This window comes from Thalassotalea coralli (assembly GCF_055786205.1).
Window position 1 is genome coordinate 25,909 of sequence record NZ_JBVVBK010000004.1, and the last position, 15,863, is coordinate 41,771.

Here is a 15,863-nt window from a genome sequence, read left to right on the forward strand (position 1 = left end):
GTATGTATTATTTACTCTATATCTAATGCGTCAGGTGAAAGAATGATACCGGTGTTATCCGCATAAATATGATCGTCTGGTAAGAAGGTCACACCGCCAAAGTTGACAGGTAAATCGGTTTCGCCTACTTCTTCGTCTGTTGCACCAACAGGTATTGAAACTAACCCTTGAAGGCCTATTTCTATATCTTCCAATGCATCCACATCGCGAACACTGCCGAAACAAATAATGCCTTCCCAGCCGTTTTTCAAAGCAGCTTCTGCAATATAGGCGTCTATGAGTGCTCGTCGAGTAGAGCCCCCACCATCGATCACTAGTACTTTTCCGGTTCCGTCTTGTTCAATAGTTTGCGTAATGAGTCCATTTTGTTCAAAACATTTAATCGTTACTACTTTACCACCAAAGGAGTTTCTGCCACCGTAATTGCAAAAAATAGGCTCGACCACGTCAATAAGGTCTGCGTATAAGTTGCATAATTCTGAAGTATTGTATTCCACAATTTCTCCTTAATACCTTGAGTACTAAAGTTAACTTTTAAGTTAATAGTATACAATCGTGACCAAAGGGTACAAGCGATAGTCATTAAGGATTGTTAAATTACCCTTGTAAAAACGCGGAAAAATAGATTTAATGCGTCTCTTATACAAAAAATTTTGTTTACTGGGTAAAAATACATGGCGGCAAATAGTGCTGTAGCTGTTAGTTTTTTTTATTTTTTTCAGGCTTGCTTGACGGCTTCGGTTAGTTTTCTCCTTGTTTATTATAACCTTGGTTTAAAACGTAAATATGTTAAGTTCTGGTTCTGGAGTTTTATTGCTTTAACCATTAGTTTGGTATCTAAAGCGGGTATCCATTATTTGGATTTTTTACTCGATACGCATTGGGTAAAAGTCTTACTCGTTTATTTGTCTTTACTCGGAAAAAACTTTTTTCTTACGTTTTTATTATTTGGTTTTATTTTTACTAGTAAAAATAGAATGAAATATCAAAGCTGGGTCAAACCAACAGCTGTTGTTGCTTTTTTAATAGCGACTTTTTCCACATTCGCCTTTGCTTTTGATTTGTATGCTGTGTACTCAAGGATATATTTAAGGGAAAGTTTAGCTGACTTTATCTTTTCAGGTATCTATTTACTTATTGCTATGTTGCTAATAGCACAAGGTAAAAAAATAATAGCAGCGCGTGCTTTAACCGTATTGAGTGCATTACTTGCGATTCGTTATTTGCTGTTTTCATTTTTATCGGTTGTTATGCTTCAAGATGCTTGGTTTATCGAAGCTAAGCAAGTGGTTATGTATTTCGACTTTGCCTGTATAGCCCTATTAAGTATTGGTCTTTTAGTGTGGATGCAAGGTGCAGAAAGATATGAAGCAGAAATTGCGATAAGTCGAGCAAGATACTTAGGTAAACATGACTCATTAACTGGCGCTTTAAACCGAGAGCAAGTCATGGAAAAGCTACCGACCGCGATTAATAGCGTTGTCGAGAGTAAATTAAAACTTGCGATTTACCTGATAGACATAAAGCGATTTAAGTCCATTAACGATACCTATGGTCTTAAAACGGGTGACCTGATTTTAGGTAGAATTGCCAAACGGTTAACAGAGAGTATTCTATTGCCAAAGCTTGTTGGACGGATAAGTGGCGACTCCTTTGTTTTTGCAATAGAAATAAATGAAGATAACCAATTGCCAAAGGCTGCTCAGCATCTTCAGGATCTCATTTCTCGCCCTTATACTGTTAGTCGACAAGAAATTCACCTCCAAGCTAGTGTTGGTTATTGTTTAGCGCCCTATGATGGAACAGAAGCTGAAGATCTTTTGCATAAAGCAAACTTGGCCTTATTCCAGGCAGAAAGTAATAATATTCCTAGCGTTCAGTTTACTTCAGGAATGCAGGTTGACGTGAGGCAATTGCCTGAGGTCGAGAAGGATTTGCGTCGTGGTATTGCTAACAAGGAGTTTGTTTTATATTTTCAGCCGCAGCTAAACTTGTTAAATAATCGTATAGAGGCGGTTGAAGCATTAGTACGCTGGAATCATCCTGAGCGCGGTGTTCTTGCACCAAATGAATTTTTAGACGACTTTTCCTCTTTAGGTTTGAACGCTGAGTTAGATAACTACGTTTTAGAACTGGCTTGTCAAACGATTAACGAGTGGTATCAAAGGTTTAAAAGGCGAATTACCATCGCCGTAAATATTAGTGCGCCAGAATTCCAAGACCCTAAACTAGTCGCTAAAATTCAAGGGTTACTTTTAAAGTATGATATTTCTCCAAATTATTTAGAGCTAGAAATTACTGAAAACGTTGTTATTACGGATATGGACAGCGCCATGGATACCATTGTTACCCTGCAAAACATGGGGATCAAAGTGTCTATTGACGATTTTGGTACAGGTTACTCTTCTTTGGCTTACTTGCGTGAGCTTCCCATCGATAAGATAAAAATTGATAAAAGTTTTATTACAGACTTTGCTAGTAATGATTCTGATTTAACGATAGTTAAATCCATGATCCGTCTTTCTCATGGCTTAGGTAAGCGTGTTCTCGCTGAAGGGGTCGAACACCAAGAGCAACTCGATTTATTAAGAAAACTTGGCTGTGACGCGGTCCAAGGGTTCTTGATAAATCCTCCGTTGCCTAATGAAAAGCTGGTTAAATATTTTCAGAAGTCATAAAGTCGTAAAAAAAGAGTAACAAACCTCTATAAATTCCTATACTTGTGCCGATAACGTCTATACTTACTAATGATAAGTATAACGTATATTGATTTAGGGCACGTTTCGTATGTTAATTAAGCACAAACTAATCGCTAATACCTCTATTTTGGCATTAGCTATGATTTTTATGCTGGCACTGATTACCTTTTCAGAGTCTTCACTAAAAAGTGACATTGAAGTCGCCCGTAAACTAGGGGAAGTGGAAGTTGGCGTTTTGCAGTTGAGGCGAAACGAAAAAGACTTCATCGCGCGAAAAGATACCAGTTACCATGATAAATTTCAGAAAAACTATAGCGCTCTTATTGCAAACACCAATACGTTGGATGAGTTATTTATTGCTATTGGCAATGAACGCCCGGAAATAGCAAACTTAAAGCGCGTTCTTAACGATTACGAAAAAGGGTTTACTGCGTTAGTTAATGCCCAGAAAAGAATAGGCTTACATCCAAAAGATGGGCTTTACGGCAAATTAAGATCTGCTGTTCATAATGTAGAGTCGTTAATTGGTGACTCTGACTACAAAATGCTAAGCGATATGTTGCAGCTAAGACGTAATGAAAAAGACTATATGCTGCGTTTAGACGACAAATATGTGACTCGTTGGAACAATAATGCGGCCAACTTTGTAGACTATGTAAGAGGCAGCGATTTATCTGATGATGTGAAGGAAGAAATCATTAGTAGTATTGGTGTCTACCAAAGTTCCTTTAAAGAGCTTACCGATGCACAACGACAATTAGGCTATAAAGCCGACCAAGGATTGCAAGGTGATATGCGAAACGCCGTTCACCAAGTAGACAAAATGCTAGAGGCGTTATTGGCAGCAAGTATTCAAACCGTTGAAGAACACACCGCTTTTGTGGGTACCTTATCAGTAAGTGTGTTTTTGGTCATTTTAATAATAGCCACTGGGTTTGCATTCTATATCGCTAAATCAATTCTAGATGGCATTAATAACATGAAAGACACCATGAATCGCGTGTCAGACACCAAAGATTTATCTATTGAGGTGGTTTCTACCAATAAAGATGAACTTGCTGAAATGGCCAATGTGTTTAATTTAATGATTCGCAGCTTTAAGAACCTCATCGTTGAAGTAAACCATTCGGTCGATACCGTTAACGAAGCGACACAAAATCTATCTGAAAACATTCATAAAGCGAATGAAGGTGTTGATACGCAAATTCAACAAACTGACTTAGTTGCTACCGCCGTTACAGAGATGGTTGCGACCGTAGATGAGATTGCAAATAATACCCATGAAGCGGCAAACAAAGCCGAAACTACCCACCACAACGCTGAAAAAGGTAAATCGGGTGTCGATTCAACCATCGCCCAAATTGATCAGTTGTCTAATACTTTATTAGAATCTGAAAACGTCGTTCAAGAGTTGGCAAAAGACAGTGATACCATTGGCTCTGTATTAGATGTTATTCGTGGGATTGCTGAGCAAACTAACTTGTTAGCGTTAAATGCCGCGATTGAAGCTGCTCGAGCTGGAGAACAAGGTCGAGGCTTTGCCGTTGTTGCTGACGAAGTAAGAACATTAGCAAGTCGAACACAAGATTCTACACAAGAAATTGAAGGTATAATAAGTTCTCTGCAAAGTCGTACTAAAGATATCGTTTCGCACATGGCTGCATGTAGACAACAGGGTCAAGAGAGTGCTGATCAGGCATCATCTGCCGGTGAAATGCTAGAAGAAATTACCCAAGATGTATCAACGATAATGGAAATGAATACTGCTATCGCAACGGCAATTCAAGAGCAAAGTACTGTTGCCTCTGAAGTAAATGAACATGTAGTAATGATTCGAGATGTAGCCGAGCAATCAGGACAGGCAGCTTTCCAGAATGCTGAAATGAGTGAAGAGCTATCACAGCAAGCGGAAGTGCTAGATAAAGAAGTTAACCAGTTTAATGTCTAACTAGCCGGTTTTTATGTCGACATAAAAAAGCCTTAACGAACTGTTAAGGCTTTTTTGTTGATGCAGAATGACTAAAGAATGAAGCGACTTAAGTCTTCGTTTTGTACAACATCATTTAAGGTGTTATCGACATAGGCTTTATCAATAACAATTGATTCGCCGCCTCTATCGTTTGCACTATAGGAAATCTCTTCTGTTAATCTTTCCATCATTGTATGTAGGCGACGAGCACCAATATTTTCCGTAGACTCGTTTACTTGCCAAGCAGCATTCGCTATCGCTTCTATGCCGTCTTCACTGAATGAAAGATCCACACCCTCTGTCGCCATTAGGGCAGTATATTGTTCTGTTAAAGAAGCGTTTGGCTCGGTAAGAATGCGAACAAAATCTTTGCTCGTTAACGCTTGTAACTCAACACGAATCGGTAAACGGCCTTGCAGTTCAGGGATCAAATCAGACGGTTTTGCCATTTGGAAAGCGCCTGAAGCAATAAATAAAATGTGATCGGTTTTTACCATACCGTGCTTAGTCGATACGGTTGATCCTTCTACAAGTGGCAGTAAATCACGCTGAACACCTTCACGAGAAACATCTGGACCAGATGTGTCGCCTCGCTTACAAATTTTGTCTATTTCATCAATGAAAACAATACCATTTTGTTCCACGGCTTCGAGTGCTTTAACCTTAATATCTTCTTGGTTAACAATCTTTGCAGCTTCTTCTTCTTGCAAGGCTTTAAATGCGTCCTTAATTTTAAGTTTACGCTTACTGGTTTTGTCGTTTGACAAGTTTTGGAACATATTCTGTAACTGTGAGGTCATATCTTCCATACCCGGAGGTGCCATAATTTCAACACCCATTTGTGGAGCAGCTAAATCCAGTTCAATTTCTTTGTCATCCAGTTTTCCTTCACGTAATTTTTTACGGAAAACTTGTCGAGTTGATGAATTATCAGTCGTTTCTTCATTGCCAAAGCTGTCACGAGGGTTTGGTAATAGCACATCAAGAATTCTTTCTTCAGCTTGCTCTAATGCTTTGTGCTTCACACGCTCCATTTCTTGCTCTTTGGTCATTTTAAATGCCATGTCAGCAAGGTCTCGGATAATCGTTTCAACTTCTTTACCTACATAACCAACTTCAGTGAACTTGGTCGCTTCTACTTTAATAAAAGGCGCATTTGCTAGCTTTGCTAAACGACGAGCAATCTCTGTTTTACCTACACCTGTAGGGCCTATCATAAGAATGTTCTTAGGCGTTACTTCAGGACGTAACTCGTCTGATAACTGCATTCTACGCCATCTGTTTCTTAGCGCGATTGCCACAGCTCGTTTAGCATCTGCTTGACCAACAATATGGCTATCTAATTCAGAAACAATTTCTCTAGGGGTCATATTAGACATGTAATTTCCTCGAATTCTTTTCTATAGCTCGTCAATGGTGTGACTGTGGTTGGTAAATACGCAGATGTCACCAGCTATTTTCAATGATTTTTCAACAATATCTGTGGCGCTAAGTTCGGTGTTTTCTAGTAGAGCCGTTGCTGCTGCTTGAGCAAAGTTTCCGCCGCTACCGATAGCGATTAGATCGTGCTCAGGTTGAACCACGTCGCCATTGCCAGTAATGATGAGAGAAGCTGTTTCGTCGGCAACCGCTAACAGGGCTTCTAACTTTCTCAAAGCGCGGTCACTGCGCCAGTCTTTAGCAAGTTCAACCGCCGCTTTAGTTAAATGCCCTTGATGCATTTCCAACTTGCTTTCAAAACGTTCAAACAGTGTAAACGCATCAGCTGTGCCACCAGCAAAACCTGCCAGTACTTTATCATTGTATAGGCGACGTACTTTTTTTGCGTTGCCCTTCATTACTGTATTACCAAGAGATACTTGGCCATCTCCGCCAATGGCAACTTTGCCATTGCGTCTTACTGAAACTATTGTAGTCACTTGTTCACCTCAATCTTGACCTTAGATAAGGTCAAATCTTCTCAATGAAATTATAAGTGGGGGCAGGGGATGTAAATTCAAGAGGCGTATTGTAAAAGCAATACGCCTTAACTGTGGTTTATTGCCAAAGCCAGATTTGACAGGTAGAAATATTATTATTGCGCAGCTTGTGTTTATCTTTTTCAGCTTCACGCTTTTTCTCGTATGGACCTAGTGCCACTTTAAACCAAGTGCCATTAGAACCATTGGATTTGCTGATGGTTGATGATAACCCTGAAAAGGCGATAGTCGCTTTCATTTTTTCTGCTTGCTGGCGTGAACGGAACGAACCACATTGCATTTTCCATGGGCCCTTATCTTTAACTTCGTATTGACCAACTTCAACTTCTTTTGATTTAAGCTCTTCCATATAGCGCCACTTTTCTTCCGGCGGTTTAGGTAAATCTGATTTCTTTTCTACTGTTTTGCTGGGGGTTTTTGGCGTGGTATCAGGTTCTATGTCTTTTATGCTCCATAACATGTAACCAAAGCCAGCTACCCCTATAATGGCTATACTCAGCACCAACTTAAACTGAGTTGACATACCTGTCTTCTCTGGGGCTGCTTGGTTTTTCTTACCATTAGCCTTCTTTTTAGGGGCACGAGAGCGCGAAACGTAATCTTGGTGTGTCATGGAACGAACTACAATGAATAAATCTAAAAACTGAACTTACTATTTTAACCTAGCCAAAGTAAAAAAGAAGGATTACTCGACTTAAAGTGCAAATTACCAGCTAAGATCCATGGGGTCAATATCAATAGACCACCTTACCTTTTTGGTGAGTTCGATTTGTTCAGATGCTTGTATCACCGTCAAAACAGATTGATGTAACTGCCTTCTGTCGGTCCCTTGCATTAAAAGATGATAGCGAAACTTTCCTGCTTTCTTTTCAATTGCGGAAGGCATAGGGCCGGCTATTTGGCATTTGAGGTCTAATTGACTAATGGCTCGAAGCCACTGCTCAGGGTAACTCGGGTAATTTGCTTCGGCGCGTATTAACGCCTGATAGCCAAAGGGGGGCAGTTTCGCCCATTTTCTCTCTGTTAACGCTTGCTCGGCAAAATGTCGATAGCCATTATTGACTAAATCCTGCAACAAGGAGTGCTCAGGGTAATAGGTTTGGATGAGTACTTTTCCAGGTTTACTTGCTCTTCCTGAGCGACCTGCTACCTGTACAATAAGTTGAGACATTCGTTCTGAGGCTCTAAAGTCAAAACTGAAAAGAGCACCGTCAATATCTAACAGTACGGCTAAGGTAACGTCAGGAAAATGGTGCCCTTTTGCTAACATTTGCGTACCAATGAGTATTTGGTGCTTTTTATCGCTAATCTCTTCTAATAATTTTGCTAGTGCGTTTTTTTGACGAGTACTGTCTCTGTCTATTCTAACGCAGCTGTACTCTGAAAAATGTTGCTCAAGCCAGCTTTCGACTTGCTCTGTTCCTTGTCCCAGAGGCTCTAACCTAATACTCCCACAGTTCGGACATTGCGGAGGAAGCCTGCGTTGACTATTGCAGTGGTGGCATATTAATGCCTGCTGCGATTTGTGATAAGTATAAGGACGATCACAGCGAGTACATTCTGATACCCAGTGACACTCTTTACAGTGAATTGCAGGCGCAAAGCCGCGTCTATTTAGAAATACCAGTACTTGTTCATTTCGCTCAAGTGTTTGCTTCATTTGCTCTATGACTGAATGCGAAAGACCACTGGTTATTTGTTGCTGCTTTAGATCAATTAGCTCAATTTTTGCTGGTTTACTATTGCCAGCACGTTTGTTTAATTGATGGTAATGATATTTTTCGCTTAATGCATTTTGCAAAGATTCAAAACTTGGCGTTGCGCTACCTAATGCAATGGAAATATTAAGCTGCTTTGCTCTTAATATCGCTAAATCTCTACCGTGATATCTAAAACCATCTTGTTGCTTAAAAGAACTGTCATGCTCTTCATCAACTAAAATTAAACCGAGTTTATTCATTGGCAGAAATATCGAAGAACGCGTGCCAATGACTATCGCGGCTTGTCCTTTTGCAGCATGTTGCCAAGTTGATAAGCGCTCACTGTCATTTAAGCCAGAATGATGCAAAAAAATAGGAACATTAAACCTTTGTTCAAAACGGGTAAGCATTTGTGGCGTTAGCCCAATTTCTGGCACTAACATTAATACTTGTTGCCCTTGTTTTAAGGTGTGCTCCATTGCCTGGAGGTAGACTTCTGTTTTACCGCTGCCAGTAATGCCATCAATTAAATGACAGGCAAACTTGTTATGCGTGTGTTGAATCGCGGAAACAATAATCGACTGCTCGGCAGATAACTGGTGTTTATTGCTTTCATTTAAATTATTGTCCTGCCAAGAAAATTCAGGCATAACGACTTCTTTACTTTGAATAAGCCCTTTATCGTTTAAGGCATTTAGCTGAGCTTTCGAGTAACCCAGAGCCTTTATTTCAGGCCAGCTCAACGAGCGCTTATTCAATAACCTAAATAGAGAAGCTTGCTTTTTAGCTCTATTTAATTTGTTTTCGTCTGTCTCTTTATCTGTAGCTGTCCAATGAAGTAGTGGCTCTCTTTTCTGCTCATTGATGGTTCTTAATAGCTTAGGTAAGGCGTGGTGAAAGATTTCCCCTATTGGGTGCTGGTAGTAACTGGCAACCGTATCGATAAACCTCAAGCTAGCATTTGGAATAACGGCTACATTGTCGAGGCGTTTAATGATGGGTTTTATTTTTTCTTGATTTTCGGGGATATCATGGTGCTCACCAACATATATGGCGATAAGGTTTCTGTTGCCAAATGGGACGAGCATTCGTTCTCCTTTTTGTAAAGGAGCTGCGTTCTCATCTTGGGAAAAAGAATATGTAAACAATTGACGCAAAGGAACTGGTACTGCGACATTGATGAAAGTTTCGGTAAGCACTACGACACTTATTTAGCTTTTTTTACTATTTTAGCGATTAATGAGTTGATGCCAAGACTTATCTAAAACTAACTACTTTGAAAAAGTTAAAATGATGTGCTTGCTATTGCGGCACTAATTGAGTATTATTCGCGCCCATTAATTTTAACTACGTATGGTGCTTGGCAAAAATTGACCAAGTGGCGATACGGCCTATATATAGAGGTTTTCCATGAAAGACGGTATTCACCCAAATTACGTTGAAATCGACGCTACTTGTTCTTGCGGTAACGTTATCAAAACACGTTCAACGTTAGGTAAAAACATTCACTTAGACGTTTGTTCAGAGTGTCACCCATTCTACACTGGTAAGCAAAAAGCTGCTGAAACTGGTGGTCGTGTTGACAAGTTCAACAAGCGTTTCGGTGCATTGGGTAAGAAGTAAATATCCAATCCCGAGAGAAAAAGCGCCTTTAAGGCGCTTTTTTTGTATTTGAAATATTTATTAAAATTATTTTCTATCTCTTTAAACCCTTTTTCTTCATACTGCATCTAAATAAACAACAAACATGGAATAAGGTTAGTCTGTTTGAGTAACTCATCAGTAATAAAAGCTGCAAAGCGTTTTGAACAAGACCCAGATTTACCTTTGGTAGCTGAGGCACAAAAAGGTGATATGCACGCCTTTCAGCAATTGTATGATCGACATCATCGCAGAATATACGGACTTTGCTGGCGCATGCTAGCAGATAAGGATAGTGCTGAAGATGTTTGCCAAGAGGTTTTTGTTCAGTTGTGGCATAAAGTTGGAAATTTTAGAGGAGAGAGTAAGTTTTCAACCTGGCTACACAGTGTTGCAACCAATGTCGTTTTAGGGCACGTAAGACAACAAAAAAATTGGATTCAACGCGTATTTAGTATTGAAGAAAAAACGGTTGAACAAACTGTTGAATTAGACAACGACGATAATATATCTGCACTTGACCGTCACATTCAGCGTTTACCAGAAAGAGCTAGGCTAGTGTTCGTGTTATTTGCAGTAGAAGGTTACCGTCATGAAGAGATTGGTAAGATGTTAAATATGGCTGTTGGTTCTAGCAAAGCGCAATATCACCGAGCTAAAACGTTATTAAAACAATCATTGGCGGAGGAGGCATCATGAGTAAGCAAGATTTAGACGTATCACTTAATGAACAAGTTGCTGAACTATCAAAAGAAATTGAACCTTCTCGAGATTTATGGTCAGGTATTGAAAAAGCAATTGTTGAGTCTAAACAAGTTGAAGCGAAAATAGTACGAGCTGACAAAAGGGCAACATTTGCGGTAGCAGCTTCGATATGCACTGCTGTATTTACTGGCTGGATGACCTTGTCCCCAGCGACTAGCCAAAATGACACGATAGTAGACTTTGCTACGGTAATGTCAAAAGAGTTTGAGCAACAAAAAGGATTGATGTTAGCCAGTGCAGGAAAAAGTGATAGTTCTGCTTTTTCAGATGATATTCAAACCCAGCTTAAGGAACTAAGTGATGCACAACGGGCTATTGTTAAAGCGCTGGCACAAGATCCAACTAATAGCGATTTGATTGAGTTGTTACGTTGGACTCAAAAACAAGAATTAGACTTACTTAATCAAGTAATTTCGCCTCAATGGCAAACAATTTAAGGAATTAAAAATGATTTCAAAGAACAATATTATCCCCGTTTTAATGACTACATTGTTTTCAATGCAAGCGTTTGCTGGCGAAAGCGTTAATAAAACGTTAGACGTTGAAGGTGTTAAATCAGTATTTATCGAAAATGTGCGTGGCAAAGTTGAGATAAAATCATGGAACCAAGCAAAAGTAGCGGTAAAAGGTGAGCTTGACGATCAAACCACTGAATTTATTTTCGAGCAAAGTGGCTCAACCGTTAATATCAAGGTGCAAATTCCAAATAACTCTAAAAATAGAAACTTTAAAGGCTCAGATTTAGTGATTCACATTCCTCAGGAATCTGCAGTTGAATTTATAGGGGTGTCAACGAGCTTAGTGTTGAAAAATTTGCTTGCTGATAGCGAAATAAAAACTGTGAGCGGTGATATCGACATGGAAACTGGTAAAGGGCACATATCCCTTTCAACCGTAAGCGGTGATATCGATGCTAGAGATCTTGATGGAAAAATTTATTTATCTTCAGTAAGTGGTGATGTAAGTGATGCTAACTCAGCTGGGAGAATTAACCTTCGTTCAGTAAGCGGCAGTATCGAAACGTCTTCTACTGCAAGTGAAGTGTCGTTAAGTGCAGTATCTGGCGACATTGACTTCGATCTAGCAAGTGTTGAAGAGTTCGACCTTTCAACGGTAAGTGGCGATATTAAAGGTAAGTTCGGTTTAAGCGCTGATGGTCACTTAAAGATGTCAACGGTGAGCGGTAACATGTCGTTAGGCTTTATCGAGCCGGTAGATGCTAACTTTCGTTTAAAGGCGAATGCTGGTGGCGATATTGTTAACAAGCTAACCGATGATAAAACAACGTACGCTAAGTATGGTCCGGGTGCAAAACTGAGCTTTAGCACTGGCAGTGGTTCAGCTAGCGTAAAAGGTACAACGGTAAGTGGTACTATTAAGTTGTACTACAAGTAATAATTCAATCAATGAGTGCGCTGACGAAAATTATAACGCTTAATAGTCTTCGTCAGTTCACCTCTCTTTGCTTATATCGATTAACTAAGCCATAATACCGCAATTATAAAAGTTACTGAATTGCACCCTTGATTTGCTGCTTTTCTTCAACATGTTCTAGGTATTTAAATGGCAGATAGTAAGCCTTCAAAATTCACAAAGCCTTCCAATAAAAAACATGATCAACTTGTTGATGAGTTGAAAGTTCCACCGCATTCACTTGAAGCTGAACAATCTGTTTTAGGTGGTTTACTGCTGGACAACGAAGCATGGGATAGAGTGAGTGAAAGGGTAGTTGCTGAAGACTTCTATAGTCGCTCACATCGCTTAGTATTTGAAACGATTGGTGCGCTTATTGAGTTAGGAGAGCCAGTCGACTTAATTACGCTGTCTGAATCATTAGAAAACGACCAAAAGCTCGAAGATGCTGGTGGTTTTGTTTATCTCGCAGAGATGATGAAAAACACCCCAAGTGCTGCCAACATTACCGCTTATGCGGAAATTGTACGCGAGCGTGCAGTAACAAGGGAAATGATTAGCGTTGCTAATGAAATTGCCGAGGCAGGTTTTGATGCACAGGGGCGAACCAGTGCTGACTTGCTCGACTTGGCAGAAACGAAAGTTTTCCAAATAGCAGAAAAGCGAGCAAATAAGTCGGAAGGTCCAGAAAATATCCATGCGGTGTTAGAGAAAACTGTTGATAGAATTGAAAAGCTTTATCAGCAACCGCATGACGGTGTAACAGGGGTTACCACAGGCTTTTCTGATTTAGATAAAATGACTGCTGGTATGCAGCCATCAGACTTAATTATCGTCGCCGCTCGACCGTCAATGGGTAAAACAACGTTTGCGATGAACTTGTGTGAAAGTGCCGCAATGACCTCAGACAAGCCATGTTTAATTTTTTCTTTAGAGATGCCTTCAGAACAAATTATGATGCGTATGTTGGCGTCTTTAGGGCGAATCGATCAAACCAAAATTAGAACTGGTCAGCTAAATGATGAAGATTGGGCAAGACTTTCTTCGACCATGGCGTTATTGCTTGAAAAGGGCAAAATGTACATTGATGATGCCGCCGGTTTGACACCAACAGAAGTCCGCTCTAGAGCTAGACGTGTTGCTCGAGATAATGGTGGTTTAAGCATGATAATGGTTGATTACCTTCAACTAATGCGTGCCCCTCAGTTTTCAGATAACCGTACCTTAGAAATTGCAGAGATCTCTCGCTCTTTGAAGGCGTTAGCAAAGGAATTAGAAATTCCTGTTATTGCCCTTTCTCAGCTTAACCGTAGTTTGGAGCAGCGTGCTGACAAGCGCCCAGTAAACTCAGATTTACGTGAATCAGGCTCTATCGAGCAGGATGCCGATTTAATTATGTTTATTTATCGTGACGAGGTTTACCACGACGATTCTGAATTTAAAGGAATGGCTGAGATTATTATTGGTAAGCAACGTAACGGGCCGATTGGACGTGTACCTTTAACATTCCAAGGCCAGTTTTCGCGCTTTGACAATTACGCCGGACCACATGTTCTTGAAGAAGATTAAGCATGTTAATTAAAACGGCTACGGCATGTATTAATTTACAAGCGCTAAACCAAAATTTCTCCTATATTCAAAAAAAAGCGCCAAACAGTAAAGTATTGGCAGTACTTAAAGCTAATGCTTATGGGCATGGCTTATCGCGTATTGCCAAAGCGTTATCACAAGCCGATGCCTTTGGTGTCGCTAGAATCGAAGAGGCTTTGCAATTAAGGGGCGAAGGGGTCGCTAAACCTATTTTATTGTTAGAAGGCTTTTTTGATGAACGCGACCTGTCGGTGATTGAGGAAAACGACTTACAAACGGTTATTCATAACAATCTTCAATTAGAAGCTATTTGCAACGCTAAGCTAACTAAACCAATTAAAGTGTGGTTGAAAATCGATACTGGAATGCATCGATTAGGAATAGAAATTGAAGAATTCGACCAATATTTTGAGCGTTTATCGGCTAGTGGTAATGTTCAAGACAACATAGTGCTAATGAGTCATTTAGGCTGCGCAGATGACGAGAAAAATGTTAGAACCAGACAGCAAATTGCCAAGTTTGAAGCTGTTACTAAAGGATTAACACTAGATAAGAGTTTAGCTAATTCGGCTGGTGTTTGTGCTTGGCCAGAAAGCCACTTTCAGTGGTTAAGGCCTGGGCTGGCTTTGTACGGCGTTAGCCCTATGCTATCTACCCCTATTGCCGAACTTGCACCGGTTATGACGTTAAAATCTAGCATCATTGCCATCAAACACATTAAAAAGGGAGATTGTGTTGGCTATGGTGCCGTATGGCAAGCTCCTCGAGATACTCGCTTAGCAGTTGTCGCTATTGGTTATGGCGATGGCTACCCAAGACATGCCATTGAAGGTACGCCAGTTCTAATAAATGGTAGAACAGTACCTCTTGTTGGGCGTGTTGCTATGGATATGATAACCGTGGATTTAGGTCCACAAGCCATTGATGAAGTGGGTGATACTGCAACGTTATGGGGAGATGGATTACCTGTAGAGCGTATCGCAGAATGTGCCGAAACAATTCCTTATGAGTTACTATGTAACGTCGCACGTCGAGTAAAAGTGACCTTAATCTAAGCGCGATAGACAAGGATGTTTATGTCATTTTTGTGTCAGGAAATTTTACATATTTTGCTAATACTTGGCTATCCTGTCTAAAAATCGTATAAAAAACAGCCATTAATTGGGCTGGTCTACTTCATGCATACTTACTCAAAATCTTAATACCCACGATAAGTAACATGGAGAGTGACGATGAAATCCTTCAAGCATTCGGTTTATTCAGTTAAGTATTTGGTAACCACATTATTATTCTTGGTTGGCTTTAGCAATGTTGCCATGGCTAGCCTCATTCCTGCAGATTTAATGATATCGACTTCTACAGAATTTGATGGCGGACAAAACGGCCATAGTTTCGGTGATACTTCAGGCTCTTTTAGTGTGACTGAAGGTGGTACAGAAACATCAGCTACGTTTTCTGGTGATACAGCCAATCCCAATCCGCTTACCGGTGATTTATTGGAAGATGGGGACGGTGTTGGCTTCGATGGTGCAACAAATGGGCAAATCATTAATGACGAGTTTGCGATAGGCATTGATTCTACAATTACTCTCAATAACACCTCGTTGACCGATATTATAGAAATCATCTTTGACTTGAGTTTTCTAAATACCGTTAGTGCTAGTGGCAATGATGCTTTTGCAGATTCTGAATTTATTATCGAGCAAGACGGTTCTGAAATATTTTTCTCAGATCTTATTTCAGACTCTTTGAATGGCAATGAAGAAGATGGCGTTGGCTTGCCTGGTTTTGGTGGTACGTTAACGCATAACGATGACAGACAATTTACTTTCACGTTAAACCCAGGGCAAATCATGACCATTGACCTAATTTATACGCTAACGGGTGGCGATTTTGACTCAGGTACAAGCGAAAGCGACTTTAATCAATCGTTTACTATTAATTCATCACGAGTTACAAACGGTTCGAGCAACCCTAATCCTATTCCAGAGCCTAATATTGCTCTATTGTTCATGTTGGCAGGCTTAGGTTTACTGGTAAGAAGAAGAGCATAGAAAGTTAAGAGAAACATTCATAGTAATCAGCGGGAATGCTGTACGCTGGCATT

The 15,863-nt window shown here is 40.1% G+C and carries 14 protein-coding genes; 9 read left to right on the forward strand and 5 right to left on the reverse strand.

Going from position 1 to position 15,863, the window contains the following annotated elements; translation table 11 throughout:
* Positions 1–11: 11 nt before the first annotated feature.
* Positions 12–497, reverse strand: a complete 486-nt coding sequence (gene rraA / locus ACOB80_RS11125) for a ribonuclease E activity regulator RraA (protein WP_473165907.1) — start codon at positions 495–497, stop codon at positions 12–14.
* A gap of 480 nt (positions 498–977) precedes the next feature.
* Here rraA and ACOB80_RS11130 point away from each other — a divergent pair, with 480 nt between their 5' ends.
* Positions 978–2,678: a putative bifunctional diguanylate cyclase/phosphodiesterase gene (locus ACOB80_RS11130; protein ID WP_473165908.1), complete on the forward strand. Its 1,701-nt coding sequence runs from the start codon at positions 978–980 to the stop codon at positions 2,676–2,678.
* A 109-nt stretch (positions 2,679–2,787) separates the two neighbouring features.
* Positions 2,788–4,647 carry a methyl-accepting chemotaxis protein gene (locus ACOB80_RS11135; RefSeq protein ID WP_473165909.1) on the forward strand — a complete coding sequence of 620 codons (1,860 nt, stop codon included), beginning with the start codon at positions 2,788–2,790 and terminating at the stop codon, positions 4,645–4,647.
* A gap of 71 nt (positions 4,648–4,718) precedes the next feature.
* Here the strand turns inward: ACOB80_RS11135 and hslU are convergent, their stop codons facing one another.
* From hslU to priA, 4 genes are all read right to left on the reverse strand, one after another.
* Positions 4,719–6,047 (reverse strand): ATP-dependent protease ATPase subunit HslU, encoded by a 1,329-nt coding sequence (gene hslU, locus ACOB80_RS11140; RefSeq protein ID WP_473165910.1) that lies wholly within the window; start codon positions 6,045–6,047, stop codon positions 4,719–4,721.
* A gap of 21 nt (positions 6,048–6,068) precedes the next feature.
* Positions 6,069–6,587: an ATP-dependent protease subunit HslV gene (gene hslV / locus ACOB80_RS11145; protein ID WP_473165911.1), complete on the reverse strand. Its 519-nt coding sequence runs from the start codon at positions 6,585–6,587 to the stop codon at positions 6,069–6,071.
* A gap of 118 nt (positions 6,588–6,705) precedes the next feature.
* Positions 6,706–7,260, reverse strand: coding sequence for an SPOR domain-containing protein (locus tag ACOB80_RS11150; RefSeq protein ID WP_473165912.1), 555 nt, complete (start codon positions 7,258–7,260; stop codon positions 6,706–6,708).
* A 93-nt stretch (positions 7,261–7,353) separates the two neighbouring features.
* On the reverse strand, positions 7,354–9,546 hold the full coding sequence (priA, locus tag ACOB80_RS11155) for a primosomal protein N' (protein WP_473165913.1): 2,193 nt from the start codon (positions 9,544–9,546) through the stop codon (positions 7,354–7,356).
* Between the two features lie 211 nt (positions 9,547–9,757).
* On the opposite strand from priA, the gene rpmE reads away from it, so the two are divergent.
* The 7 genes from rpmE (at position 9,758) to ACOB80_RS11190 (ending at position 15,810) form a co-directional block, all read left to right on the forward strand.
* Entirely contained in the window at positions 9,758–9,970 is a 213-nt protein-coding gene (rpmE, locus tag ACOB80_RS11160) for a 50S ribosomal protein L31 (RefSeq protein ID WP_473165914.1), read from the forward strand.
* Between the two features lie 144 nt (positions 9,971–10,114).
* Complete coding sequence (locus tag ACOB80_RS11165; RefSeq protein ID WP_473165915.1) at positions 10,115–10,687, forward strand: RNA polymerase sigma factor; 573 nt, start codon at positions 10,115–10,117, stop codon at positions 10,685–10,687.
* On the forward strand, positions 10,684–11,190 hold the full coding sequence (locus ACOB80_RS11170; RefSeq protein WP_473165916.1) for a hypothetical protein: 507 nt from the start codon (positions 10,684–10,686) through the stop codon (positions 11,188–11,190). The genes ACOB80_RS11165 and ACOB80_RS11170 overlap by 4 nt, the downstream gene beginning before the upstream one ends.
* A 10-nt stretch (positions 11,191–11,200) precedes the next feature.
* The gene (locus ACOB80_RS11175; RefSeq protein WP_473165917.1) at positions 11,201–12,148 is read left to right on the forward strand and encodes a DUF4097 family beta strand repeat-containing protein; all 948 of its coding nucleotides are present in this window, start codon (positions 11,201–11,203) and stop codon (positions 12,146–12,148) included.
* A 168-nt stretch (positions 12,149–12,316) separates the two neighbouring features.
* On the forward strand, positions 12,317–13,735 hold the full coding sequence (dnaB, locus tag ACOB80_RS11180) for a replicative DNA helicase (RefSeq protein WP_473165918.1): 1,419 nt from the start codon (positions 12,317–12,319) through the stop codon (positions 13,733–13,735).
* Between the two features lie 8 nt (positions 13,736–13,743).
* Positions 13,744–14,811: an alanine racemase gene (gene alr, locus ACOB80_RS11185; RefSeq protein WP_473166284.1), complete on the forward strand. Its 1,068-nt coding sequence runs from the start codon at positions 13,744–13,746 to the stop codon at positions 14,809–14,811.
* Between the two features lie 177 nt (positions 14,812–14,988).
* Positions 14,989–15,810 carry a PEP-CTERM sorting domain-containing protein gene (locus tag ACOB80_RS11190; RefSeq protein ID WP_473165919.1) on the forward strand — a complete coding sequence of 274 codons (822 nt, stop codon included), beginning with the start codon at positions 14,989–14,991 and terminating at the stop codon, positions 15,808–15,810.
* Positions 15,811–15,863 lie beyond the last annotated feature (53 nt).